Origin of the sequence: Paraburkholderia sp. GAS82, from assembly GCF_050436285.1 — a bacterium.
In the GTDB taxonomy this organism is placed as follows: domain Bacteria; phylum Pseudomonadota; class Gammaproteobacteria; order Burkholderiales; family Burkholderiaceae; genus Paraburkholderia; species Paraburkholderia phenazinium_B.
The window spans coordinates 19,326-43,268 of record NZ_JBNDLX010000006.1 but is presented as its reverse complement, the minus strand read 5'-3'; the positions used below and the strand labels follow the sequence as shown (position 1 = coordinate 43,268).

Annotated in this window: 20 protein-coding genes; 5 read left to right on the top strand and 15 right to left on the bottom strand. The window is 59.4% G+C overall.

Annotated features, from left to right (window positions below):
- Positions 1 to 27 precede the first annotated feature (27 nt).
- Positions 28 to 1,071: a LacI family DNA-binding transcriptional regulator gene (locus P3T17_RS19385; protein WP_429408581.1), complete on the bottom strand. Its 1,044-nt coding sequence runs from the start codon at positions 1,069 to 1,071 to the stop codon at positions 28 to 30.
- Positions 1,072 to 1,306: 235 nt separating this feature from the next.
- Between P3T17_RS19385 and P3T17_RS19380 the strand changes: the two genes are divergently transcribed.
- Complete coding sequence (locus P3T17_RS19380) at positions 1,307 to 2,194, top strand: SMP-30/gluconolactonase/LRE family protein (protein ID WP_429408580.1); 888 nt, start codon at positions 1,307 to 1,309, stop codon at positions 2,192 to 2,194.
- Positions 2,195 to 2,654: 460 nt separating this feature from the next.
- Here P3T17_RS19380 and P3T17_RS19375 read toward each other — a convergent pair whose 3' ends face one another.
- The 6 genes from P3T17_RS19375 to P3T17_RS19350 form a co-directional block, all read right to left on the bottom strand.
- Positions 2,655 to 2,858 (bottom strand): hypothetical protein, encoded by a 204-nt coding sequence (locus tag P3T17_RS19375; RefSeq protein WP_429408579.1) that lies wholly within the window; start codon positions 2,856 to 2,858, stop codon positions 2,655 to 2,657.
- 107 nt (positions 2,859 to 2,965) lie between these two features.
- Positions 2,966 to 4,135, bottom strand: coding sequence for a saccharopine dehydrogenase (locus P3T17_RS19370; protein ID WP_429408578.1), 1,170 nt, complete (start codon positions 4,133 to 4,135; stop codon positions 2,966 to 2,968).
- A gap of 48 nt (positions 4,136 to 4,183) precedes the next feature.
- Complete coding sequence (locus tag P3T17_RS19365; protein ID WP_429408577.1) at positions 4,184 to 5,473, bottom strand: ATP-grasp domain-containing protein; 1,290 nt, start codon at positions 5,471 to 5,473, stop codon at positions 4,184 to 4,186.
- A gap of 48 nt (positions 5,474 to 5,521) precedes the next feature.
- Positions 5,522 to 6,223, bottom strand: coding sequence for a class I SAM-dependent methyltransferase (locus tag P3T17_RS19360; protein ID WP_429408576.1), 702 nt, complete (start codon positions 6,221 to 6,223; stop codon positions 5,522 to 5,524).
- Complete coding sequence (locus P3T17_RS19355) at positions 6,216 to 7,322, bottom strand: aKG-HExxH-type peptide beta-hydroxylase (RefSeq protein ID WP_429408575.1); 1,107 nt, start codon at positions 7,320 to 7,322, stop codon at positions 6,216 to 6,218. Before P3T17_RS19355 ends, P3T17_RS19360 begins: the two co-directional genes overlap by 8 nt.
- Positions 7,323 to 7,409: 87 nt before the next feature.
- Positions 7,410 to 7,553 (bottom strand): hypothetical protein, encoded by a 144-nt coding sequence (locus P3T17_RS19350; protein WP_429408574.1) that lies wholly within the window; start codon positions 7,551 to 7,553, stop codon positions 7,410 to 7,412.
- Between the two features lie 286 nt (positions 7,554 to 7,839).
- On the opposite strand from P3T17_RS19350, the gene P3T17_RS19345 reads away from it, so the two are divergent.
- On the top strand, positions 7,840 to 8,049 hold the full coding sequence (locus tag P3T17_RS19345; protein ID WP_429408573.1) for a hypothetical protein: 210 nt from the start codon (positions 7,840 to 7,842) through the stop codon (positions 8,047 to 8,049).
- 469 nt (positions 8,050 to 8,518) lie between these two features.
- Here the strand turns inward: P3T17_RS19345 and P3T17_RS19340 are convergent, their stop codons facing one another.
- Complete coding sequence (locus tag P3T17_RS19340) at positions 8,519 to 8,935, bottom strand: hypothetical protein (protein ID WP_429408572.1); 417 nt, start codon at positions 8,933 to 8,935, stop codon at positions 8,519 to 8,521.
- Here P3T17_RS19340 and aspT point away from each other — a divergent pair.
- Complete coding sequence (gene aspT / locus P3T17_RS19335; RefSeq protein WP_429408571.1) at positions 8,930 to 10,612, top strand: aspartate-alanine antiporter; 1,683 nt, start codon at positions 8,930 to 8,932, stop codon at positions 10,610 to 10,612. The two genes, P3T17_RS19340 and aspT, sit on opposite strands and share 6 nt — an antisense overlap.
- A gap of 170 nt (positions 10,613 to 10,782) precedes the next feature.
- On the top strand, positions 10,783 to 11,436 hold the full coding sequence (locus P3T17_RS19330) for a response regulator transcription factor (protein WP_429408843.1): 654 nt from the start codon (positions 10,783 to 10,785) through the stop codon (positions 11,434 to 11,436).
- A gap of 843 nt (positions 11,437 to 12,279) precedes the next feature.
- On the opposite strand, the gene P3T17_RS19325 is transcribed toward P3T17_RS19330, so the two are convergent.
- From P3T17_RS19325 to P3T17_RS19310, 4 genes are all read right to left on the bottom strand, one after another.
- Positions 12,280 to 12,768, bottom strand: a complete 489-nt coding sequence (locus P3T17_RS19325) for an SRPBCC family protein (RefSeq protein WP_429408570.1) — start codon at positions 12,766 to 12,768, stop codon at positions 12,280 to 12,282.
- Positions 12,769 to 12,929: 161 nt separating this feature from the next.
- The gene (locus tag P3T17_RS19320) at positions 12,930 to 13,283 is read right to left on the bottom strand and encodes a hypothetical protein (protein WP_429408569.1); all 354 of its coding nucleotides are present in this window, start codon (positions 13,281 to 13,283) and stop codon (positions 12,930 to 12,932) included.
- A gap of 183 nt (positions 13,284 to 13,466) precedes the next feature.
- Positions 13,467 to 13,898, bottom strand: a complete 432-nt coding sequence (locus P3T17_RS19315) for a hypothetical protein (RefSeq protein ID WP_429408568.1) — start codon at positions 13,896 to 13,898, stop codon at positions 13,467 to 13,469.
- A 202-nt stretch (positions 13,899 to 14,100) separates the two neighbouring features.
- The gene (locus P3T17_RS19310; RefSeq protein ID WP_429408567.1) at positions 14,101 to 14,562 is read right to left on the bottom strand and encodes a hypothetical protein; all 462 of its coding nucleotides are present in this window, start codon (positions 14,560 to 14,562) and stop codon (positions 14,101 to 14,103) included.
- 275 nt (positions 14,563 to 14,837) lie between these two features.
- Between P3T17_RS19310 and P3T17_RS19305 the strand changes: the two genes are divergently transcribed.
- Entirely contained in the window at positions 14,838 to 21,569 is a 6,732-nt protein-coding gene (locus P3T17_RS19305; RefSeq protein WP_429408566.1) for an autotransporter-associated beta strand repeat-containing protein, read from the top strand.
- A 109-nt stretch (positions 21,570 to 21,678) separates the two neighbouring features.
- On the opposite strand, the gene P3T17_RS19300 is transcribed toward P3T17_RS19305, so the two are convergent.
- From P3T17_RS19300 to P3T17_RS19290, 3 genes are all read right to left on the bottom strand, one after another.
- On the bottom strand, positions 21,679 to 22,263 hold the full coding sequence (locus P3T17_RS19300; RefSeq protein ID WP_429408565.1) for a DUF308 domain-containing protein: 585 nt from the start codon (positions 22,261 to 22,263) through the stop codon (positions 21,679 to 21,681).
- Positions 22,264 to 22,505: 242 nt separating this feature from the next.
- Positions 22,506 to 23,120, bottom strand: a complete 615-nt coding sequence (locus P3T17_RS19295; protein ID WP_429408564.1) for a hypothetical protein — start codon at positions 23,118 to 23,120, stop codon at positions 22,506 to 22,508.
- Between the two features lie 48 nt (positions 23,121 to 23,168).
- The gene (locus tag P3T17_RS19290) at positions 23,169 to 23,942 is read right to left on the bottom strand and encodes a molybdopterin-dependent oxidoreductase (protein ID WP_429408563.1); all 774 of its coding nucleotides are present in this window, start codon (positions 23,940 to 23,942) and stop codon (positions 23,169 to 23,171) included.
- Position 23,943: the final 1 nt, after the last annotated feature.

Below are 23,943 nucleotides of genomic sequence, written 5' to 3'. Positions count from 1 at the left end.
AGGCACGCGGTTCCCGCTGTCACTTACTCACGTGCTTTCCCGTTCGATGACCTCATAGGGCAAGTCGTTGAGCTGCTCGAGTTCATCAGCCGCCGTGCCACTGCCCGCCTCCCCTAGCGCCTGGAGGATGCGTAGCGCGGCGATGCGGCCGATCTCGTAACGCGGTGGACGGACCGTCGTCAGCGAAGGCACCAGTTTGTCCGAAATCGACAGGTCACCAAAGCCCATGATCGCGCACGTCTCGGGAATGGGTATGTGCTGATGAATGCCGTGCAGCAATGCGCCAGCCGCCAGATTGTCGTTGGCGAAGATGATGGCGTCAGCGGGGTGACGACCACGGGTGAACGATTCGAAGGCAATCATCCCGGCATCAAGCGGGCTCTTGACGGTCGGACGGTATTCGAGCGGCGTGAGCCCCAACTCTTCCATCATTCCCGTGTAGCCCTGGGCACGACGATCGGCCCCGACATCATGCTGGTGCGTCGGATGGACAAAGACGATTCGGCGATACCCTCGCCCATGGAGATACTGTACGCAGTCGCGGCCAACGTTGACGTTGGAAAAGCCAACCGCAATCTGATTGGCCTTGGGCTTGTTGCTCCACGTATGCACGATAGGCACACCTGCGGAGGCAAGCAGTTCACCCATCTTGCGCGTATGCCGCTGGCTGGTCAGGATGATCGCCGCGGGCGACCAGCCAAGAAACGCGCGCACGGCCGCCTCTTCCTCTTCCGCGGAATAGTCGCTTGTGGCAAGAAGCAATTGGTAACCGTTGGAGCGCAAGGTATCAGTCACGCCTTGAACGGTTTCCGCATAGACACCGCCCGCGATATGAGGGATGACCATTCCAATCGATTTACCGCGCGCCGAAGCAAGCGAGCCAGCAAAGACGTTACGAACGTAGCCGGTTTTCTCAATGGCTGCCGCAATGCGCTCTTGCAGGTCCGGTCCCACCATATCCCGGCTATTGAAATAACGGGAGACTGTCATGTGAGACACGCCTGCGAGTGCGGCAACGTCGTGCAACCTGACCCGACCTGCGCCGCGTCGTTTGCGGAGTGGCTGTGACATACAGGATTGTTCCTCAGAGAATGCCGGTTGGTCGATATCAATGGCTCGAGATACTAGCGTATGATAGCGCTACCAAATAATGGCTGAGCAGTCCCTCTGCAAAAGATCGTGAACGGCAGGGAATGCACTCAGCGCCGGCAGCTCGCGTTTATACCTGACCGATTCGCGGGCGTGCAACAGACGCGGCGGCCGAGGCCTTGCAGTGACCCATGATTGAGAGGCTTTAGAAGAAAGCATGAAGCGTTTCGAATGCGTTTTGGAAAGTCAGGCAGCAGTCGGAGAATGTCCGCGCTGGGACGAAAGGCTTCAGCGACTTTGGTGGGTGGATATCCTCGGGCCGGCGCTGCATTGTTACGATCCTGAAAGCGGCGAAGACATGTCGATCGAGATGCCGGAACACATCGGCAGCTTTGCACTGACCGAAGATGGCGGCTTCGTCGCCGCGATGCGAAGCGGCATCTGGCTATTCGATTGCGCCGGCCGGCCCCTGCGGCAACTTTGTCCCCATCCCGGCGATGTGAAGACGACCCGTTTCAACGATGGCCGTTGCGATGCCCGCGGTCGATTCTGGGTTGGCACCATCGACGAAACTCGAGTCAACAACGCCGCCGCACTGTATCGACTGGACGGCGAGCAGTTGATCCGGGTAGACGGCGGCTTGCTGAACTCCAACGGCTTGGCGTTTAGTCCAGACGGACGATGGCTCTATCACGCCGATACACCCCGCTTTTCCATCTATCGCCGATCGTACGATGCGATGACCGGGATTGCTGGCGAGCGGGAGCCATGGGTCAGGTTCGGTCCGTCCGAAAAGGACCAGCGCCGTCCAGATGGCGCCGCAGTCGACGCTGAAGGCTACTATTGGTCCGCGCTATACGATGCCGGCTGTGTCGTGCGAATTTCGCCTGCCGGCAGAATCGTCGCCGAGTACGAACTTGCCGCGCGGTGCCCGACCATGTGCGCGTTCGGCGGACCGGACCTCTGTACTTTGTACGTTACGACGGCGCGACACGGGCGATCGGCTGCCGAGCTTGGTGCGTTACCCCTGTCCGGCGGCGTGTTTGCAATGAAAACGACCGTGCCCGGAATCATCGAACCGCGCTGTACCCTGTGCTCGACCTGATTGTCCATACACCCTCCGAACCAATCGAAATCGTCAGCTTCGACACGTCTCATCGACTGCTACGAAGGGGACCGAGCGCTGGTCGGCGGTATCGCTATGTCGCGTGGGTAGAGGAAAGCCAGATGGTCAGAGGCACCCAGCCTCCAAAGGCTATACCGTCTTCTTCAGCAATTCGCTGAGGTCGATACCGTTCTTGGCTTCAGTCATTAGGTGATCCGGCGTCGGGCCCCCACGAGTGAGATCGACGAGAGCCTGATGAGCACACTGCCCAGCCACAAGCTGTTTTTGCGCTTGAGTATCGCTGCGGGACATTGCAGATCCCGGAGCCGCGAAGCCAGCGCCAATCCGGAGTTCGCTCTTGTCGTGGCTGGAGTAGATCACGTAGCCGACGCCCTCCCCCGGTGGCCGAGTTGCCAATCGATCAGATTGATCAGGTTCGACGTCGAGAAAAGGGCGAGAACTACACCCAATGGGTGAACAAACGTAGACGAATTCCACGCGGTGGCTCATCGAGCGCGACGCCCCGAATGTCGACGGCTTGGCCGCCCCGGCGAAACGCCGGGGCCAGCTCGATCAGCGTCGTGGCAAACCCCGCGCGATCCAGCCAGTACGCCAGTGCCAGACCCGTGACGCCTGCACCGGAAATCAACATATTTCCATTCATCGTAAGCACCGTCGTTATCTGTCATGCCGGATTAACATGAGTTGAACTCGCGTTTTGAAACTCGCGTTCGCTGGCCTTGGCATAGGCGAAAATATACGCTGAATCACCTAGCCGAAAGAGGCGCTTGCGTGACGGGTGGGTAGCTTTGCGGCTCGTACGGGTCTGTCAGCAGATCTGGCCGATAGATCGTCACTGCCTCTTCGCAGCGACTCACGACATGCTAAATTGAACGCATCAACAACACGCACAAACGGCGATGCCTCATGCACGCCCTGAGCCAGTAGAAAATAGCAAAGATACGGAAAAATCTGCTCGCTCAGCATTTGACTGCACTCCACCGGCAGCATCGCGGTGATGTTATCTATCGCCATGACGTCGATGCCCTCGGGCGTTCGAAACACGGGTTGCTCAAAGTTAGTCGGCGCCGAATAAATCGGGATCGGGTTGCCTGGATGCGTCGGCTCGCAGCTCACATCGGCAATCAGGCCGATGCGGGTATCCGCGTTGATCATGTCCTTCGACAAAAATATCGGCGTATCTTGGGATAGCTTGATGCAGTTGAATACGATGTCGTACTGATGCAGCAGCGCCCTTCGCTGAATCTTGTCACTCGTGATCTTCGGCGACCGATCGAATCCAAGCCCAACCTCGTCGAGCAGATGCGCAACCCCGCTGCCCGACTTTCCACGATGTCCGATGATCAGGATCCTGGGAATTGGCACATGTGCAGTGACCAGTGAGCGCGCGTACGCGACCAGTTCGGCACAACTGGCGAACTGCAACGGCACGCGATACGCTCCTGTGCGTTCACATTGCCTCTGCTTCCAGATGTCCAGACAGGCCGTTGCGGCACACAATCCAGCCAGGTAGCCGGCGCCGCCAGTAACGAGTTGTGCGCCTGAAGGGTCCTTGATCTGCTCCAGATCGTAAAGAAACCCACCACCACTCTTGAATCGCTCGAGCAAATCTATCGAACCTGTTTGTCTATCGTAGGCATGCGCAAAGTAGAAGTGTCGATGCCTCAGCGGAAAGGACGCTTCCGGAAGCTCCTTAAGACCCAGAATTAACGTGTCCCTGCTGGCGAATCTCCAGCTACCCTTCTCTACAAGAATGCAGCCTTGCTTCCGATACGCCGAGTTGCTAAAAATTCGGTCCCGCGACGCTTCAACACACACACGATAGCCATTTTTGACCAGTATTCGCGCGTGAGCGGGAATCAATGGGGTTCGCCGTTCGTTCAACTTGGTTTCGGCGCGTAGCCACAAGGTATGCATCATTTTCTCTCCTGGATGCAGGATTAACTGCGCCGATCGGCGCGCCTGAAGTCAAGACGTCAGTGATTCTTCACGCAGAGGTTCTTCAATCAGGTCTTCAAAGAAGCGCCGTTCAAGCCCGCGAAACCTGACATAGTCCCGGCAAAGCTCCTCGCGACTGTCCGCCAGGAACATGGCATAGCCAGGGTGCCCCAGTGAATACTGGGTTCTTTCGAGATTCCCACCCGCCTGGATTGTGAGTTTGATGCTCATCAAACTTGGGATCTCAAAGAATCCATCCAGACCGATCTCGGATTTGATCCGGCCACTGACATCGGCGGACATATAAACGAAGCGCGCAAACCTGGACGGGGCGTCTGAATAGAGTGCTGCCCTGCTGGAAAAAAGATGCGGGGCGATCACGCTATCTGCAAGGACAGAGATCTGGCTGTATCCATGGCACTCTTCAACAATCGAGAAGTCCAGTCCACCGGCTAACCTCGCCCCAGTCTCGATCAGACGCGGTCCGCGCGCAGTCAGCATGACTTCGGAATGGGCCGGACCATTTCGTATCTGCAGTGCGTCGAGAACCTCCTCGACGTAGCTCGATACAGTGGCGAATTCCGGAGAATTCCGGCTCACGGAATCGGAGTATTCGTCAATGAGAAAGGTATTCTCATGGTGATTCACATCCAGCCAGACGTCGGTGACGAAATGTGTTCCCTCAACCGATACCGTGTTGACAACATAGTGTCGTCCCTCAAGAAATTCCTGAATCACGTATTCGTCGTTCACTTTTCCTGTGCAGTTGATCTTGTTGATATTCTTTTCGAAGACACTCACAATCTCTCGCTCGTTCTCACAGATTCCCACGCCGTCCGAATAGCCGCCAAGACTTGGCTTCATGACGACGCGCGTAAAGTCATTGCTGCGATACCAGGAGAGCAATCCGTCTATCCTGTTCGATACGAACTGTTCCGAGCAGGCGACGCCCTCATGTCTGAGTGCTTCGATCATGTGATATTTGTGTCGATGCAACCGCCAGCTGCCCGCCGGATTCCTGGGGACGTCGAAATACTGGGCTATCTTGTTCGCGGCCACTACGCCCGTATCGCCTGCCGCCAGTACGGCTTTCACGCTGTACATGTTCAACTTGGCGACGAGATCGGCGACGGCCCAGTCATCGTCGGAGGGGAGCCTGAACTCCCTTGTAAAGCAGCTGCAACTGCCGGGTTGATTGCGCGACAAATCGCCAACAACGACGTGGATACATTGATAGCCCCGTCCCTGCAACGTTGGGGCGATATAGTAACCCTTGGAATCGGCGCCAACGATAACAACTGCTTGCCTTTGCTGTTTCATGTTATGTGCTCCCCAGATTCTGAATGGAATGCAGTGCGGGAAAATTGCTCATGCCGCACACTTCCGGATGACAACCACCACCTGCCCGGGCTCAGTTGCCGTCTCTGTTGGCAACGTCGCGACGAGATGCTTGAGACGCCATCGCAGGAAGTGTGTCGTGGCTAACTGATCCATGTGAGGGCGAAAGTCTTTCAACCACTCGTTGACGTCCCATCGCGCAATGCCCAACTCGTAACTGACATCGGCAGACGCAGCCTCGAAGTCGACCAGATCCAGAATCTCGCCAGCAGAAAGACCTTCGCGGTGAAAATAGCCCAAACTTTGAACCAATGCATTCGACCACTGGCAGAGCGTATAAGTCGTTCGCTGTGACGCTATGGTCTGATCGCACCAGGGCTCACAAATAACGACTCCGTGGCGTGCCACGCGCGCCGCCTCTCGCATGGCTCCCTGGGGATTTGGAATGTGATGAAGCGAATTGGCAATCAGCACCCAGTCGAAATGGCAATCGTCGAATGGCAGATGTCGCATGTCGCAGACCGTCGCGTCCACTCCGGCACTTTGCAGCGACACCACTGAAGGTTCGTGTGTATCGACACCATACGTGTCGACGTGATAGCTGCGCTTTAGCGCCACGAGTTTGTGCCCTTCGCCGCATCCCATTTCCAGCAAGGAGGCGGGGAACGGCTCCAATCGTGACAAGCGCTCCATCAATCGCCGGTCACCAGCACTTAAACGAGGATCACACATGCTGCACAGCCTCCTTCATCGATTCCAGGAATATGCGGCCGCGCTCGGTGAACTCGGCATGGGATCGAAGAATCGCATCACCCTGCATGAATCTTGCAGCGTAGGCTGCTTGTCGCGTGTGGAAAGAGAGCGGGAGCGCGCCAATGGGCAGATGTGCAGCGCTTTCGGCCGACCTGCCACGCTCGTGCGCGTCGCCCGCGAGTTCCGGTGCGCTTCGATACGCATAAAGCAGGCGAAAGAACACAAAATGCGCGTGCAGTACACCCTTGACCGGTCTCAATGTCTGTCGCGCTGGCGACGGTGCCAGCGCCGAGCCGTTCGTCACCAGTGGATCAAACGTCATCAACAGATTCAAATAAAGATGCGACGCTTCATGAACCAGTCGGTCGAAATAGAAAAGCCGCTGATGGTGCTCGCTGGCGTGTTGTAGCGGTCGAACGAGAATCATGCCGAAGCTCGACAAGCTCGAGGCTGCTTCCGCCGAAAACGACGGCGGCATCAACTGAACGACCGACACAATACTGTCAAGTTCGTCTGCAAGATCGGGATAGCGAGCCGCAATGAGCGTCTTCGTAGCAGCACAATGCCGTGCGGCCGTCAGCGCGGCGGAGGGATCAACCGCGGGGAAATGACCGCCGGTCTGTGCTCGACGCTCCACCCCGCTACTGGAGAAGTCGGCACGACTAACGTCGGACTCGGAAGTTTTGTGCCGCGCGCGAATGAAAGAGAGCGTGATGTCATCGACACCTTGCCGGATTTCAAACTCATCGCAATATGGCGCATGGAGACAGTCGCGCAATGCCTTGCGGCGTTGAACGACAGCAAGCGCGTCTGATCGAGTCATGCTCTCCAGCAGGCTGAAATACGCGAAGTACGGATCCGGCGCATATCTTCGCGACGGATCAAGCGCCTCAACCAGTGCGCGCTCTTGCGTGAGGGGTTCTGGAATGACGCGTTCAATCTCCTGCAGCACTTTGAAAAGCGAGTCCTTCAGCCTTCTCTGCAGTTCTATCCGGAGCGCTCTGCCTGATCCAGTGCGCGGAAGCGGCAACTCTCGCCACTCGGAATGATCTTGTAACGTTTCAGAAATGGTTTTCATAAGAATGAATGTTTCCGCGACTGGAGCACGGAGACACGTCAACTGCCTTGAAACCGACAAAGCCATGACGTGCTCCGCTGTTGGACCTCAGGCCAGATACTGCAAGGTTGGAACGAGATCCGATCCGTCCGTGACGATGTCCGCAGGCACTTTAAATCCTTCTTCCTGGGTGGTAATGAGGGCGTTGATACCTTGAGACGTGGATGTATCCAGCTTGTTGGTCGTAGTCATGAGTCACTCCTATTTCAAACAGACAGTTGGGGATCGAAAGCAACGCATCGTTTGGGATCGAAAGCGAGCTTCCGGAACAGAGTGTCCGTCACGTTTCTGAGGTGAGAATTAGGGCAAGCCACGACCCACACCAAACCAGCTAATCGATATTTCCTGCGCCTAATTCCTGGTTAACTTTCCCCGCTTATTCTTCGTTCCAATGGACCAGCAAACCCGATCAAGGTACGTCATAGATTCGTGCGACAGTGCCGAACATCAAGGTACTTAAGCAAACAAGGAGAAGACAATGAGTGTGATAACCGAAGAACGCCTGAGCATCTTGAGCGAAATCGCGACCGATTGCTTCGATGTCGAGACCTGCGCCTTAAACCCTGAACTGCCGGACTCACGCGTTGCGGTGAGACCAGTAGATATCGTCCGCGCACTCGAAAGCGCATACGACATGGGTCTGATCGCGGGGTATCATTTGATGCGCTCTGGGCGGACGCGCTATTGATGAAGAAAACGGTCCAGGCCTCTCGCGTCCCAGCTGATCCGCCCAACACGCTGGATACTTTTTGACCTCATTCACAGCTAATTCACTGAAGCCGACTCACCTCTTTCTATCGACCATAGTCGAGGTAGGCATGGCTTGCCCGGTACCCAAGCTGATCGCGGTCTTCCTTATTCGACGCTCATAGTCGATCAATACACTTGACGTGTTACGTCGACTGTCGTCGAGCGAAAGAGCATCCTCATGGGTACGCCACCAAGATCCGCAGGCCTCGCGATTACCTTGGCATGTGCCGCACTATCGCCTGTCGCTCACGCACGAACCGCGAGCTATCCGCGTGAAGCGGCGTGCGTGGTGCCACCCGCGATGTCCTCGATCTATGCAGGCCATCGCGAACAGACTGCGGACACTCCACGTGGCCCACTCACCTATTGCTGATTCGGTCAAGGCGCCCGCGTCTGCTCGTCACCGGCTATCGCGCGACGATGTCCGAATGGGACGCAATGTTCCTCGCCAAAGGAATCATCTGACTAACTAATTTGTCCACCGGAAAGATGTTGACGCGACACCAAATCCCGCTTAATATTTCCACCGGAAAGATTGCCGCCCGACTCAAGTTGCTGATCCACTTGAGCCTTAAACAGGAATACCAAGTCGCGGCTCCTTTATCCGATGGAAAAAGGCGGTCCTGAAGAGCGGACTCACACGCCTTGAATGCAGCAGCCAGGTCGGCCCGGGCGAATCGAATGCCGCCACGAAAGCAGCGTTGCCGGATTGCCTTGTTCCGCTCGCACGCGGAGATTTCCTTGCCGGCGCCGCTTCCACCTTCCTGCTCATCAACTGGCATCGATACATTGCCAGCGACCCTTAAAAGGTTGGTCAAATGCACGCGTTACACACCCTATTTCAGAGGTCGCCGGAGGTTGCGCTATTCCTCTCGCTCGCGGTCGGATATTACGTCGGTCGCATCAATTTCGGCTCCTTCCAGTTGGGCGGAGTGGGAGGAACGCTGCTCGCGGCCGTGCTCATCAGTCAAGCCGGTGTCGCCATCGACAGCGGGGTCAAAGCGCTCATGCTGAGCGTATTCATCTACGCGGTTGGGTATTCATCCGGCCCGCAGTTTTTTGCGTCGTTCAATCGCAAGACGCTCCGCGAGTTCGCGCTTGCCGTTTTCCTTGCTTTATCGGCACTCTTTACCGTGATTGCCTGCGCAAAGCTATTCCAACTGAATAAAGGGCTCGCAGCGGGTCTGGCGGCCGGTGCGTTGACGCAGTCGGCTATTGTCGGCACGGCCGGAGACGCGATCTCGAGGCTGGGCCTTCCTCCGACAGAAGTCAAATTTCTGCAATCGGAAGTGGCAATCGCCTTCGCGGTGACCTACGTGCCTGGCTTGCTCAGCGCGATACTTGTCTGTGTGAATATCGCGCCGCGATTTATGCGTGAAGATCTGCATGACGCGGCGATCAAAGTCGAGAACGCGGCTGACGGAGGTATGCGGCTACGGCCTGGCCGGAGCACATCAATGCCGTTAATCGTCGGCCGGGCGTACCGCGCAGGGCCGGCTGCAGGCCAAACAATCGCAGAACTCGAAGTAAGCCAGAGGGATTTGATCACCGTCGAGCGCATTCGCCGGGAGGACAGACTGATCGGGCCGGCAGCGGGCGTGGTGCTGGAGAAGGATGACATTGTTCTGCTTGTAGGCATGCGCAAGTGGGTGGTGGTTGCCGCGGCCCTGCTCGGAGAAGAGGTCGCGGAGGCCGAAGGCATCAGTGTCGAGATGCAGAGCCGGCAAGCAGTCTTTACCAGAAAAGGCATGAACCATGTGACGATCTCCGAGGCCCGCAATGCACTCGACCGGAATCTTCGCCGTGGTGTGTTTATCGTCGGCATAACGCGGGCTGAGCGGCCACTGCCCCTTCTTTGGGACACAGAGTTGCAGCATGGTGACGTCATTACGTTCTACGGATCGCCCGAAAGCACCAAGCGAGCGGTCGAGACAGCGGGTTATGACCTGCCCAGTTCGGATAAAACCGACTTTGCCTATGTGGGACTAGGTCTGGTCTTGGGTCTGTTGCTAGGGCTTATCGTGGTCTACGCCGGCGGTTTCGCGTTGACACTCGGTGCGGGTGGGGGCTGCCTTCTGATGGGGCTGATATTTGGCTGGATACGCGGCAAATATCCGAAGTATGGGGCGATGCCTTCGGCTGCCTCGCAACTGTTAAAGGATTTCGGCTTGTCCGCATTCGTCGCTGCGGTCGGTCTCAATTCGGGGATGCAGGCGCTCTTAACGATCCAGCAAAGCGGGATAACCCTTTTATTGCTCGGTATATTTGTCGCGCTCTTTCCGCTGCTCCTAACCATGCTATTCGGACGTTACGTGTTGCGCTACGACAACTCAGCTTTGCTCGCAGGTGCATTGGCCGGCTCACGTGGCGCAAATCCGGCATTCGGTCAGGCGCTGGAAAAGTCAGAAAGCGCGGTGCCTACCGTGCCCTTTGCTGTCACGTATGCAATCGCCAGTGTGGTGTTGGCGCTGCTGGGACCTCTGCTCATTGAGCTCGTTTGAGGGTGACTGCATTTCGACAGTCCGTGGTTGTCTCATCCGGTAGAACGAGACGATCTCGGATAGCAAAGCAATTAATCTAAAAAATCGTCTTACAAAAGGACGGGGCTATTAATCCCATGGCGTTCGGAACCCGATAAAGGGAACGCTTGGGGCACAACATCGAGAGAAAGATGAGAATACTACTGGCTGAAAGTGACCTGCATACGGGTCAAAGTCTTTTTTGCGCTTTGAGAGATGCGGAATACACCGTCGACTGGGTACGGGATGGCCGTGCCGCCAGCCTTGCAATCGCAGCAAGCTATTACGCGGTCATGCTCCTTAATCTGAGTCTTCCGCGCATTGGCGGCATAGCGTTGTTGAAGGCATCACGTGCTGCGGGCAACAAGGTCCCCGTCGTGCTCCTTAGCGCACACGATGATCCGGAAACGCATGCACGCGGTCTGGATATCGGCGCCGACGATTGCATACTCACGCCATTCGTTATTCGCGAGTTACTTGCACGCATTCGCGCAGTTCTGCGGCGAACGACAGGCTATGCGACCTCGAGAATCGGCGACGAATTTCTTGGTCTCGATCTTGAAAGGCGCGCCCTTCTCCTGAACGGTCTCGAGTCGCCGCTGTCGGCGCGTGAATTCACGCTGATGCATGCCTTGCTTGAACGTCGGGGCGCGATACTCTCGCGTGGCCAACTTGAAGAGCGACTGTACGGCTGGGGCAGAGAGATTGAAAGCAACGCGGTCGATGTATTGATCCATGCAATCCGAAAGAAATATGGGCAATCCTTGATCCGGAACGTCCGGGGTCTTGGCTGGTCGATAACGTAGGAGAATCGGTTATCAGCACGCGCGACGCCGGCCCCCTAGCCTGCCGGTCATCGTGCATCGTGATCTGCCGCGTCTGCCGTTATTTGGCCAGTTCCCTGAAGTGCGCATTACACAGTTTCAGTCCGAGACTTGCAATCGCGGCGCGGTCCAGTTTCCCTTGCTCAGTAAGAGGCAGGCGCTCAACAACGCAGATACGCACTGCATTGCCGATGAACACGCCAAACGTGGCTTCGAGCGCGCGCGCACCCGTTTCCGTCCCACGGCTCGACCGCGGCGATCCATCCGTGCTAATTGGCGTCAGCGTTCGCCGCGAAAGCCGTCGCATAGCGAACGTCGGGAAGCTCGCGCAGAACTTCCTCAATCGGAGTTGGACCGATAGCGCGGCCATCGCCCCCCCCCCCCCCGGATATCCGTTGCCCGACCGAGAGCATGCAGGACGCCGGCTTCGTCGAGGAAGCCGATATCGCCCACTTTTTTGCTCCAACCAGCCGAGGCTGCAGCCAAGGCGCACGATAGCCGGGAGTGGCCGCGGCTGTTCGGGGCAATTTCGCGCTCACGGCTCCCCTGCGCTAACCCGGCCATGAATGAGCGCAAGCTGGTCCGCATTGCAACGGCTGTCGTGGAGGACGGCATAGCCAGCTTGTCGACAGGCAATCATCAAACCCCTCATGCGAGACGCGCCGTGGGTTATTGGTGCGCGGTAGCCTGCGCCTACCAGTCGTGCATCCCAATTCACCGATCCTTGCCGGTGTTGTTTGCTCACTTGACACACGTCAATGCCGCAGACACCATTGATGTAAAGGGGAAACGTTGCGGAGCGTTCAATCCATTGCCGCGCCGGCTTCATCCATGCTCGATGCCAAGCAGCCGCGCGTCCAGCTGCCGCGCTAGCGCCGCGCCACCTTCGCGCATCACTGCATCGTGGTTCCATCGGAAAACCGGTCGCAACAACGGCGCCAATGCATTCATCCATGCCCGGTTCGTATGCACGCACCAGTCATAGCGGACCACAGTAAGGTTGCGTCCGTGGGGCGAAAAGCTCCACCGACCGATGCCTTCGACATCGCCACTGGCTTCCCCCTCTAGCGCGACCAACGGGTCGACGCGCGTCACCTGCATATCGAACACGAGGCGATATGGTAACCAGCCTTTCCACGTATAGCGTTGTACGCCGCCCACGCCCTGATCGGAACCCGTCTCCAGTTGGTCCACGCGCTCGACGTTATTCCACCACTCGGGCCAGCGCGCCGAATCCTGGAGTGTCGCCCAAACTCGCTGCACTGGCGCCTCGATGCGCCATATGGTGGAAAAGCGGTATTCGACCTTCTGCAAGTGGCCCCCATTCTTAACATTCTTCTAAAGATTTTGTCAGATACTCACTGCACTCGCCATCACCGACTGCTGCCTGACACGACCGCCTCATGTCGACCCAAACCGGTCCCTCACATTTCTCAAAACCGGCCATTGGGACGGCGTGTGGTGGGATAGTCGCGCTATCCCTTCTGCCAGATAACGTAGGCGTTAGTACCCATGGCGTCGACATTGGGCATTTCGCCGACCTGAACATGCTGAAAGAAGGCCAGACAATGACTCCATGACGATGTGTCGGGATCAGACTCAATCCAACACGAATACCCCAACTGCTTCCAATCTATCGACCTGTCGTCATTGCAGCGCCAAAGGACCTCTTGGGCGATTGCTTCGCACCAAATCAAAGCATCTTCTGCTGACTCCGCCTCGATGAAAACTCCGGTCGTTGATTCATAGTCTTCGATCACTCCGCGCTCAAATAGCTGTCGGGGTTCAGGCTCGTAATATTGAAAAATGACGAGGTATTCGTGTGCCATGTCGAAGAAGATTTGTTTAACGGCATCAAGTCGTGGCCGGTCGTTGCAGATTGACCAAGAGCCCAGCACATACGTAGTGACCCGAACAGGAGATTGGTGGTCACTGCTTCGCAGGGTCTATCCATCCTGGGCGAAGTCCGCTAACGTGTTCTTCTCGGACCTGCTTGATCGATTCCGCATTGCCTAGATCAGCCTCAATCTCGCCAAGACGTAAGGGCTGTTCGAGGCGTCGTGCCGCATAAGCCAGAAACGTCGCCCTCTGTAGTCGAACGTCACGGCGTACGACCTCAGCAGAGCGTCGCCCACATCAGCGGCGAACTCAGAATCTGTATTCAGGCCTCCGTCGGCGTTCGAAAACATTCCAATGGTATTGGCGAAAGTTGTCGACCCGACCGTTATCGCGGGAATCCGGGCTATCCTGATCGCTACGTCGGCGCCCACAGCGGACAGCGTACTCCCAATGTCATACAGCCGCTTTGGCACAGCCGCAGGATGAGCAATTCCGAACGTCCGGTTGACGAGGATTGCTCCATCGAATCCGGTGTCGAGCCAGAAATAATCTATGACCCCGCCCATCTTGCCCTCTACGGCCGGGACGGTGTGGTCGAGCGTCATAGGCGATGCGGGCGCGCTGCCGATCGCAGCCTGAGCCTGTGTCAACGAGAGACTCACCGTACGCCGGGGAAAATCGAAAGTCGTCGTATAGCGCGCGAGCACTTCGTATCCAATCGTTCCGGCAATCTGCGGGGCACCCCCTCTGGAGCCCTGGTCGATTATCGGCATATTTACTCTCGACGAACTGAAATCAGTACTACTGTTACTTGCTTTGATCATTTGGCTGCGCACTGTAATGACGACCGGCCAGTGCCCAGAAGGTAATCGCAGCGAGAACACCAGCGAGACAGAACACTGGGCCGACTGTCCAAAGGCTATCCCAGATGCCTCGCAATTGATCGGTGAAAGGCTGCTGCTCGTCCGTATACCACTGTATCGGAGACCAGGTCATGATTGCTCCAAGTGCAAGTTGCGTCAGAAGACTCACGATTACACCGACGGCGGAATAGAAAAAAGGATTGCAGAGCCTGAAGGCTCGTGCGATTCGCGATGCAAGGGCGCACGGAAGTGCGGCGATGAGGAACCGCTGCATTTGCTCGTGCGGCTCCTCGATGTCAATTTGATAAACGGTGGCTCGCATACCTTTCCAACCGGGACCATCAAACGCCTCGATATTTGAAATAGATAGGGAAAACCCGTTGCGATAGCTTTGTTGCGCTATCACGGGCGTGTGCCGCTTTATTGGCACCCGTCATGGAATATTACAAGCAGATTGATTAAAAAACGTCGATCTCCGAGTCAGGGCTAGAGAATTAACCTGAATTGCCGATATCCCTACAGAACAGGACAATCGCTTGCCAGCTTCGCATCCACATCGAGGGTGTCGTGTGCTGCATGTGAAGGAACGTAATTTAAGCGTACCAATGACTGGTATCGCGCGTAAATCGAGAATATGCCAGGGTGCCAAGACCCGGCAATGAGAGAGACAGGAGAATAACAATGAATCAGGTACATCGAGTCGTCTGGAACGTGAGTGCGGGGGTCTGGCAGGTTGCATCGGAGCTGACACGGACCCATGGCAAGGCCACGCGCAGTAAGGTAGCCAGAAGAGGTGTGTCGCGGCGCGACGGATCGCTGAAGTCCGTGTGGGCTGCGGGGGTGTTTTGCGCACTGGCGACGGCGGGCATCACGCCGGCCTTGGCCGTCTGCACGCCCGCCGGCTCGACTGTCACCTGTAGCGGTGGTGCGAACCCTCTGTCGCCCACCTTTAGCAGCGCTGCAAGCAATTTGACCGTCAATGCCGATTCGACGTCGACGCTCGGTGTGTTGCTTGGGGTCGGCGGTACTGCGATGGACTTGAGTGGCGCCAACATCACCGTCAACAACGCAGGGGTGATCAGTCCTACTCTGTTTGGTTCGATAAGCATATTGTCGAGCGGCCTGGTTGTCGGCAACGCGTCGGCCGGCACTCAGACCATCAACAACAGCGGCACGATCCTGGGCACATCAGGGGCGCAAGCCGCCAATCTCAGCGGCCTGACCGGCATGGCGATCACGCTCCAAAACGGCGTGGGAGGCGTGAGCAACCTCACGAACACCGGCACGATCGGCGTTAGCGCGCTCAACGGCGTCACGATAGCAACCGGCGACACAGCTGCCGTCGCTGTGTTCGGCGGCGGTCAAGTCAATTTCAACAATAGCGGCACCATAAACGGACGCGTTGCGTTCCAGGCGTCAGGCACGGCCGGTGCCGGCAACACGTTCGCGAACTCGGGACAGATTGTCGGCAGCGTGTCGATGGGGGCGGGTAGCACAAACACGTTTACTGCCCTCACCGGCTCGTCAGTGAGCGCTGGAACCGGCGCGACCGGGAGTTCAACCGGTGTGATCGGATTTTCTCTGGGCTTCGCGGGTGCTGGCACTGTCGATGGCGGCGCGGGCGGCAACAATACCTTGCTACTGCAGCAGGCTTCGGGCGGCCCGGCGAGCGGATCGATTTCAAATCCCAGCTACATCGACTTCCAGAATCTCGACATCGACAGCGGCAACTGGACACTGTCCGGTGCGTCGACCGTCACCGATACGACGATCAGCAGCGGCGCGGTCGCGAACATCGATAACGCGACTGCGCTCGGCACCGGCACGATCACCTCGACTGGCGGCACGCTGCAAACGGCGGCCGCCGGACTCAATCTCAGTAACGACGTAGTGTTGGGCACAGGTGGCCTGACGGTGCAGAGCGGGAACGCCCTGACGCTGTCGGGCGTTTTGACGGGCAGCGGTTCGCTGACCGATTCGGGCGCCGGCACGCTGACGGTGACCGGCGTCAACACCTACACCGGCGGCACCAACCTGAACGCCGGCGAAATGATTGTCGGCAACAACTCTGCACTCGGCACCGGCGCGATCAGCGTCGGCGGGTCGGCGATGCTCGATACGAACACCGCAGGCCTCGCGCTCGCGAATTCGATCACCCTCGGCAGCGGCAATACGCTCACGCTCGAGGGATCGAACACTCTGACGCTGAGCGGCGCGATTAGCGGCGCAGGAGGCCTAACCAAAGACGGCGCAACGACGCTGACGTTGACGGGCATCGATTCGTACAGCGGCGCGACGACGATCGAGGACGGCACGCTGACGATCGGTGTGGGCGGCGTGCTCGCGTCCTCGAGCGCTGTCGCGCTCACTACGATCGGCACGGAACTCGACTTCAGCGCAGCAGGTGCGAACCAGATGATCGGCGCGCTGTCGGGTGTATCCGGTACCACAATCGCGATGGGCGGCAATACGTTGACGTTCGGCGATACGACGAATCAAACCTTTGCGGGCACGATCACCGGCACCGGCGGCCTCGTCAAGCAAGGCAGCGGCGTCGAGACGCTAAGCAGCGCGAACAGCTACAGCGGCGGCACGACACTGAACGCGGGCGGCCTCATTCTCGGTAACAACAGCGCGCTCGGTGAGGGCGCGCTGACGGTGGGCGGTGCGAGTACGCTCGATTCGAGCACTGCACTCACGCTCGCGAACAATGTCGCGCTCAATGCGAACCTGACCGTGCTCGGCTCGAACAACGTGACCCTGAACGGCGCACTGTCGGGCAGCGGCGGGCTGATCAAAGACGGTGCAGCGACCCTGACGCTCGCGGGAACCAATACGTTCACGGGATCCGCAACGGTCGAGGCGGGCACGCTCGCGCTCATGGGTGCCGGCAACCTGTCGTCGACCTCAAATGTGAACCTCGCGAATGCCGGCGCGACGCTCGACGTCAGCGGCGCAATCACCGCACCCGTCATCGGCGCATTGAGCGGCGCCGCCGGCACGAGCGTCACGCTGGGCGCGAATACGCTCACGCTGGGCGACGCCAACAGCGGCACGTTTGCAGGGACGATCGGTGGCACGGGTGGCATCGTCAAGCAAGGCACCGACACCGAAACACTGACCGGGGCGAATTTGTACACCGGAGGCACGACAATCGACTCCGGCTCGCTGGCGCTGGGCGCGGGTGGCTCTCTCGCGGCGGGCGGCAGCGTGTTGCTCAACGGCGTGGGCACCCTGTTCGACATCAGCGCATCGGGCGCGAACCAGACGGTTGGTGCGCTGTCGGGCGTCGCGGGCAGCACGATCTCGCTCGGCGGCAACACACTGGCGTTCGGCGATGCGACGAATCAGACGCTGGCGGGCGATGTGACCGGCACCGGTGGGCTCGTCAAGCAAGGCAGCGGCGTCGAAACGCTGAACGGAGTTAGCACGTATAGCGGCGGCACGACGCTCAATGCGGGCGGCCTCGTGGTCGGCAGCGACAGCGCGCTCGGCACCGGTACGCTGACCGTCGGCGGTGCAACCACGTTCGACAGCAATACCGCCACGACGCTCGCCAACAATATCGTGCTGAACGCCGGCCTCACCGTGCTCGGCACGAACGACCTGACGCTGGACGGCTCGATCTCGGGTACCGGCGGCCTGACGAAGGATGGCGCCGCCACGCTGACGCTGAACGGCACGAATACCTACACCGGCGACACGCAGATCAACGCGGGCACGCTGGCGCTTGGCGCGAACGCGAGCCTTGCGGCCGACGGCGATGTCGACGTCGCCACGGGTGCCACGTTTGATCTGTCGGCGGGCAACGGCACGCAGACATTCGGCACGCTCACGGGCGGTGGCACGATCAACATCGGTGCTAACGTACTCACGCTCGGCAGCGCGTCAAACGGCACCTTCAGCGGGGGGATTGGCGGCACCGGCAGTCTCGTGAAGGTCGGAACGGGCACGGAGACGCTGACAGGCGAAAGCACGTTCACGGGCGGCACAACGATCGACGACGGCACGCTCGAGCTGGGTGCGGGCGGCAGCCTCGCTTCGACCGGCAGCGTGACACTCAACGGAGCGGGCACGGGCTTCGACATCAGTACGTCGGGCGCCAATCAGACGATCGGCGGGCTATCCGGCAACGGGGGTGACGTGACGCTCGGTGCGAACACGCTGACGTTAGGCGACGCGTCGAACGAGATCTTCGGCGGGACGATCAGCGGCACAGGCGGTGTCGTGAAGGCGGGCAACGGTACTGAAACGATGCTCGGTACGGACGACTACACGGGTGGCACGACGATCACCGCAGGCACGCTTGCGCTGGCAGGGTTCGGCAGCCTCGCCACGGGGGGGGATGTAACCCTCTCCGGTTCAGCCGCCGGGTTCGACATCAGCGGCTCGTTGGGAAGCCAGACGATCGGCGCATTGTCCGGCGTCGCGGGCAGCACGGTCTCACTCGGCGCCAACTCGCTGACGTTCGGCGATGCGACGAACCAGACGCTCGCCAGTAACGTCACGGGCACCGGTGGGCTCGTCAAGCAAGGCAGCGGCGTCGAAACGCTGAGCGGAAACAGCACGTATAGCGGCGGCACGACGCTCAATGCGGGCGGCCTCGTGGTGGGCAGCAACACCGCGCTGGGCACGGGCGCGCTGACCGTCAACGGTGCTGCCACGCTCGACAGCAGCACCGCGACGACGCTCGCCAACAATGTCGTATTGAACGCAGGCCTCACCGTGCTCGGCACGAACGACCTGACGCTGGACGGCTCGATCTCGGGTACCGGCGGCCTGACGAAGGATGGTTCCGCCACGCTGACGCTGAACGGCAGGAACACCTACACCGGCGGCACGGAGATCAACGCGGGCACGCTCGCGCTCGGGACGAATGCGAGTCTTGTGGCGACCGGCACCGTCAATGTCGCCACGGGTGCAACGTTTGATCTGTCGGCAGGCAACGGCACGCAGTCATTCGGTACGCTCACGGGCGGCGGCACCGTTGACCTTGGCGCGAACACGCTCACGGTCGGTAGCGCGACAAACGGCACCTACAGCGGGAGCATCAGTGGCAGCGGTGGTCTCGTGAAGGTCGGGACGGGCACCGAGACACTGACCGGTGCGAACACCTTCACAGGCGATACATCGATCGTCGCTGGTACTCTCGCGCTCGGCGCGGGCGGTTCGCTCTCCTCGGCGAGCGGCGTGAGTCTGACCGCCACGGGTACCAGTTTCGACATCAGCGCTTCGGGAGCGAACCAGACGATCGGGGCACTGTCGGGTGTGGCCGGCTCGACCGTCAATCTCGGGGCGAACACGCTGACCTTTGGCGACGCAAGCAACGCGACGTTTGCCGGCACTTTCACCGGTACCACCGCCGGTCTCGTGAAGAACGGTAGCGGGACGGAGACGCTGACCGGTACGAACACCTATGCGGGTGGCACGACGATCAACGGCGGCCTGATCGATTTCAACAGTACCGCTAACTTCGGCAGCGGAAATATCACGCTCAACGGCGGCGGCCTGCAATGGGCGTCGGGCAACACGACCGATATTTCCAGTCTGCTAAATGCACTGGGCGTCAACGGCGGCACGTTCGATACCAACGGCAATGCCGTGGTGCTCGCGACGGCCATCAGCGGCGTAGGCGGGATGACCGTTGCCAACAGTGGCACGGGCGGCGCCCTCACCCTCACTGGCGCGAACACCTACACCGGTGCGACCACGATCAACAGCGGTGCAACGCTCGCCTTGTCCGGGAACGGAAATATCGCGCAGTCCAGCGGTGTAACGAGCAACGGCACATTCGACATTTCGGGCACCACAACGGGCGCTTCGATCAAGAACCTCGCCGGCAACGGGGCGGTCGCGCTCGGCAGCAAGACCCTCACGCTGACCAATGCGAGCGGCACGTTCTCGGGCACGTTCAACGGCACGGGTGCACTCATCAAACAAGGCAGCGGCACGTTGATCCTGGATGGCAACAGCGCGTCGTTTGCAGGCGCGACGCAGGTGAGCGACGGTCTGCTCGAAGTGGGCGACATCAATACGCCGTCTGCCGAGCTCGGTGGCGACGTGACGGTCGATTCGACGGGCACGCTGCGCGGCCATGGCACGGTGACCGGGGACGTGGTGAACAACGGCACGGTCGCGCCGGGTGGAACGATCGGCACGCTGACCGTCAATGGCAACTATACGCAAGCGAGCTCGGCCGCGCTGTCGATCGAAGTCAGCCCGACTGCGGCTTCGCAGTTGAAGGTCAACGGCAGCGCGGCGCTTGGTGGTGTGCTGGCGATTACCTACGATCCGGGGACCTACTCGGCGAGGTCGTACACGCTGGTCTCGGCGGCTGGTGGTGTGAGCGGCACATTCAGTAGCGTCACGAGTGCGGGCGCGTCGCTCGGCACGCTGACTTCGGCCGTTTCGTACGGCCCGAATGCGGTCGATCTGGCGCTGACGGCGGCGGGCGCAGCATCGAGGACACCTACGGTGGTAGCGCCGACCGATACGAGCATCTATAGCGCGATCGGCACGTCGACCGTCTTCGGAGCGCAGGCCCAGGACGCAGCCGTGCTAGACCGGCTCGGCAACCCAGCCACGGCGAAAGCCGGCCAGGCGACAGGCTGGATGACGGCGACGGGCAGCCAGACGACCGTCGGCGGCACGAACGGCTCAGCGGGCTTCCAGTCTGACCGCTATGGCTTCCTCGCCGGTCTGGACGAGAAGCTCGGTGACTACACCGTCGGCATGGCCGCGGGTTACGACCACGCGGATATCGACGAGTCGAACACGGGGGACTCGGGCACGACGGACACGCTGCGGGCCGCCATCTACGGTGCGCGCAATGTCGGACCGGTCAATCTCGCTGCGACGTTCGGCGCAGGTCTGGACTTCCTCTCGCAGAAGAGGCCGTTTGGATTGTCGGAGTCTGCGGAGGGCGATCACATAGGGCAGGAGTTCAACTTCGGCGGCCAGGCCGGTCTGCCGATGGAGTTGGGGAGCGTGACGGTCACGCCACGTATTGGACTGCGCTATGCGTACTTTCATGCGAACGGTTTCGGTGAAAGCGGCGCAGGCGGCGAGGATCTGAACGTCGGCACGGACAATGTTCACAGTCTGCAGCCCTATGCCGATGTCGCTCTCGACAAGGCGTTCGGCAATGCACTGACGCCCATCAACGTGGAGTTGCGCGTTGGCTATGCGCACGAACTGCTCGATGCGAGTCGCGCGGTTACCGTCTCATCGCAGGACGGCACCGTGTTCGCGGCGCCTGGCACGAGTCTGCCGCGCGGTTACCTGACGGCTGGTGCGGGCGTGTCATGGCAGCCGAAGAAGAACCTGTCCGTCTCACTTGAATACGACGGGCTCATCAATACGACACATGCGTCGATGCAGGAGGGCAGCGTTCATGTCGGGTACCAGTACTGATCTCCACAATGCGAGGTCGAACGCCTCGCGCTTTCGTTCTCGCTTGTGAAACCGGACGGTGTTATTGGCGCCAATAACACCGTCTTTATGCGAGCCGTAATCCACTCCTTCAAGGCGACGATGCAAGCTTACGCCGCAACTGCCCAGCCGACAGCCACAACGCAGACACAAGAAAATACAGCGCACCGACACCTGCGTAGCCCGCTACCTTGACGATCGCGGGAGGCACCGCTGCATGCGCCTGCACAACAAAAAACACCCCAGCCAGCGCAGACTGGGCCCCGCTCAGAATCATCGCCCATTGCGCACCAAAGCGCTTCCAGCGACGGGCAGCGGTGGCAAGCTGAAGCAAGCCGGACAGAACGGCCCAGACGCCGAATACATCCAGCACCGGGATCGCGTTGGTGCTCAGAACCGCAATCACCGCAATCGCAATCGCCGCGCTAGCGAAAACGTTGAAAGCCTGCGTAAGGTTTTCTCGCATCCCGCCGCTACGCGACATGTCGACGTAGTTGGCCAGCGCGTCCCAGATCGGATAGACGATCAGCAGCCCGGCTCCGAACGCCGCGGCATGCTGCCCAATGGTGAACGCGAGCGCGACCCACACGACAGAAAATGCAGCACGGGTAAAGTAATACTGCTTGAGCCACCGCTCGCCCTGAAGGCGGGTAGTGTCCGAAAGTTGGGTAGCCATTGCAACTCCTTCAAAATTTGTCGACCGCATCGCAAAAGGCGATGCGCCAGGCTCTTGTCGCGGTGCGTTGTCGCCAGGACCGCAGCAGCGTCATCGAGACAAGAGGCCTGCATTGATAGAGATGATGGCATCCGACCTGTTTCGGCGGCATCGGTCGAACGACCGATGCGCTCCTCTCGAGTGGCCCGAATCAAAGCACGTTCATGCGAGCCACATAACACCACGCCTCGACGCCGAAACCATTACATCGGCGGGGCTACGCCGTCCTTTTCGACCACGACAAATTGTGCGTCGTAGGCTCCGCCCTTCGCCGGCACTGCCACGACGAACACCTTCTTTCCAGTCGTCAAATCGTCGCGCGTGGCAGGAATGATCGTGACCACCGGAGCGTCCGTCGGCACATTGATGGTATTGCTGCCACCCTTGTACGAGAGCTTGAGATCGCGCCCGCTCGTGCCGGCCACGACGGTATCCACGTTGGCGTTCGTCATCGAGCTGTTCGCGCCCAGGTCCCATGCGTAGTGACCTTCGCCTGTGCCGCGTGCGGCTTCGGGGAAGACCAGCACCTCCTTCGCGGTCAGCTTGCCGTCGGGACCCGGCATCGCCGCGGCGCCGACATAGGAACCCGGTTTGATATCGGACAGGGGGATGGCTTTCACGGCGTTGACATGCGCCGCGTCGCTCATTTCGATGGTCACAGTGTCTCCGCTGCGCCGATGCACCGTCAGCGTGCTGCCTGCGAACGACACGATGTCGCCGCGGATTCGTTCGGGCTTGCCCGCCGATGACTGAGCGAAAGCAGCGCTAGCAAGCGTGAGCGCGACGAAAGACGCGGCGAGCTTAAGGCGAATGGACATAACTACTCCGTTGGTTTGTTACGGTTAGAGAAATCTGCGGCTTGCGGTTCAGGAGCCGCCGAACCAGTTGTAGCCCTGGTTCTCCCAATAGCCGCCGGGAAATTGGTTCGTCACCGAGATGGCGACGATATGCTTCGGGTTCTTGTAGCCGAGCTTCGTCGGCATGCGCAGCTTCATCGGAAAGCCGTACTTCGCGGGCAAGATGTCGCCGTCGTAGGTGAGCGTCAGCAGCGTTTGCGGATGCAGCGCCGTCGGCATGTCGATGCTCGTCCAGTAGTTGTCGGCGCAGTGCAACGCGACGTATTTCGCCGTGGTATCCGAGCCGGCCAGTGACAGAAACTCGGAGAAGCGCACGCCACCCCATTTGCCGATCGCGCTCCAGCCTTCGATGCAGATATGCCGTGTGACCTGGCTGCGCTGCGGCAACCCATGGAGTTCGCCGAGCGTCCAGATACGCTTGCCTTTGACGAGACCCGACAGCTCGAGGCGGTAGGTCTGAGCGTCGATGTCCGGCACCTGATCGATGTCGTAGAAAGCATTGAACGGAAACGGCCGCGTGATCATGGATTCCGGATACGTCGGCGCCAGCTTGCCAGGATCGAAGAGCAGAGCCTGCGCGCCGTCATTGAACGAGGACATGGTGCGCAGCAGGTTGTTCACCGATTTGTCGTTGGTCAGATCGCAGCCAGACAACAGCGCCAGGCCGCCCAAGGTCAGAATTCGCTTGCCAAAAAGGCGGCGGGAAGTCGAACTCAGTTCCTTGCGCGCGTCTTTGATGATGGATTCGGTGTCGAGTGTCTGCGGAGGCTTCTTCGAGTTCATG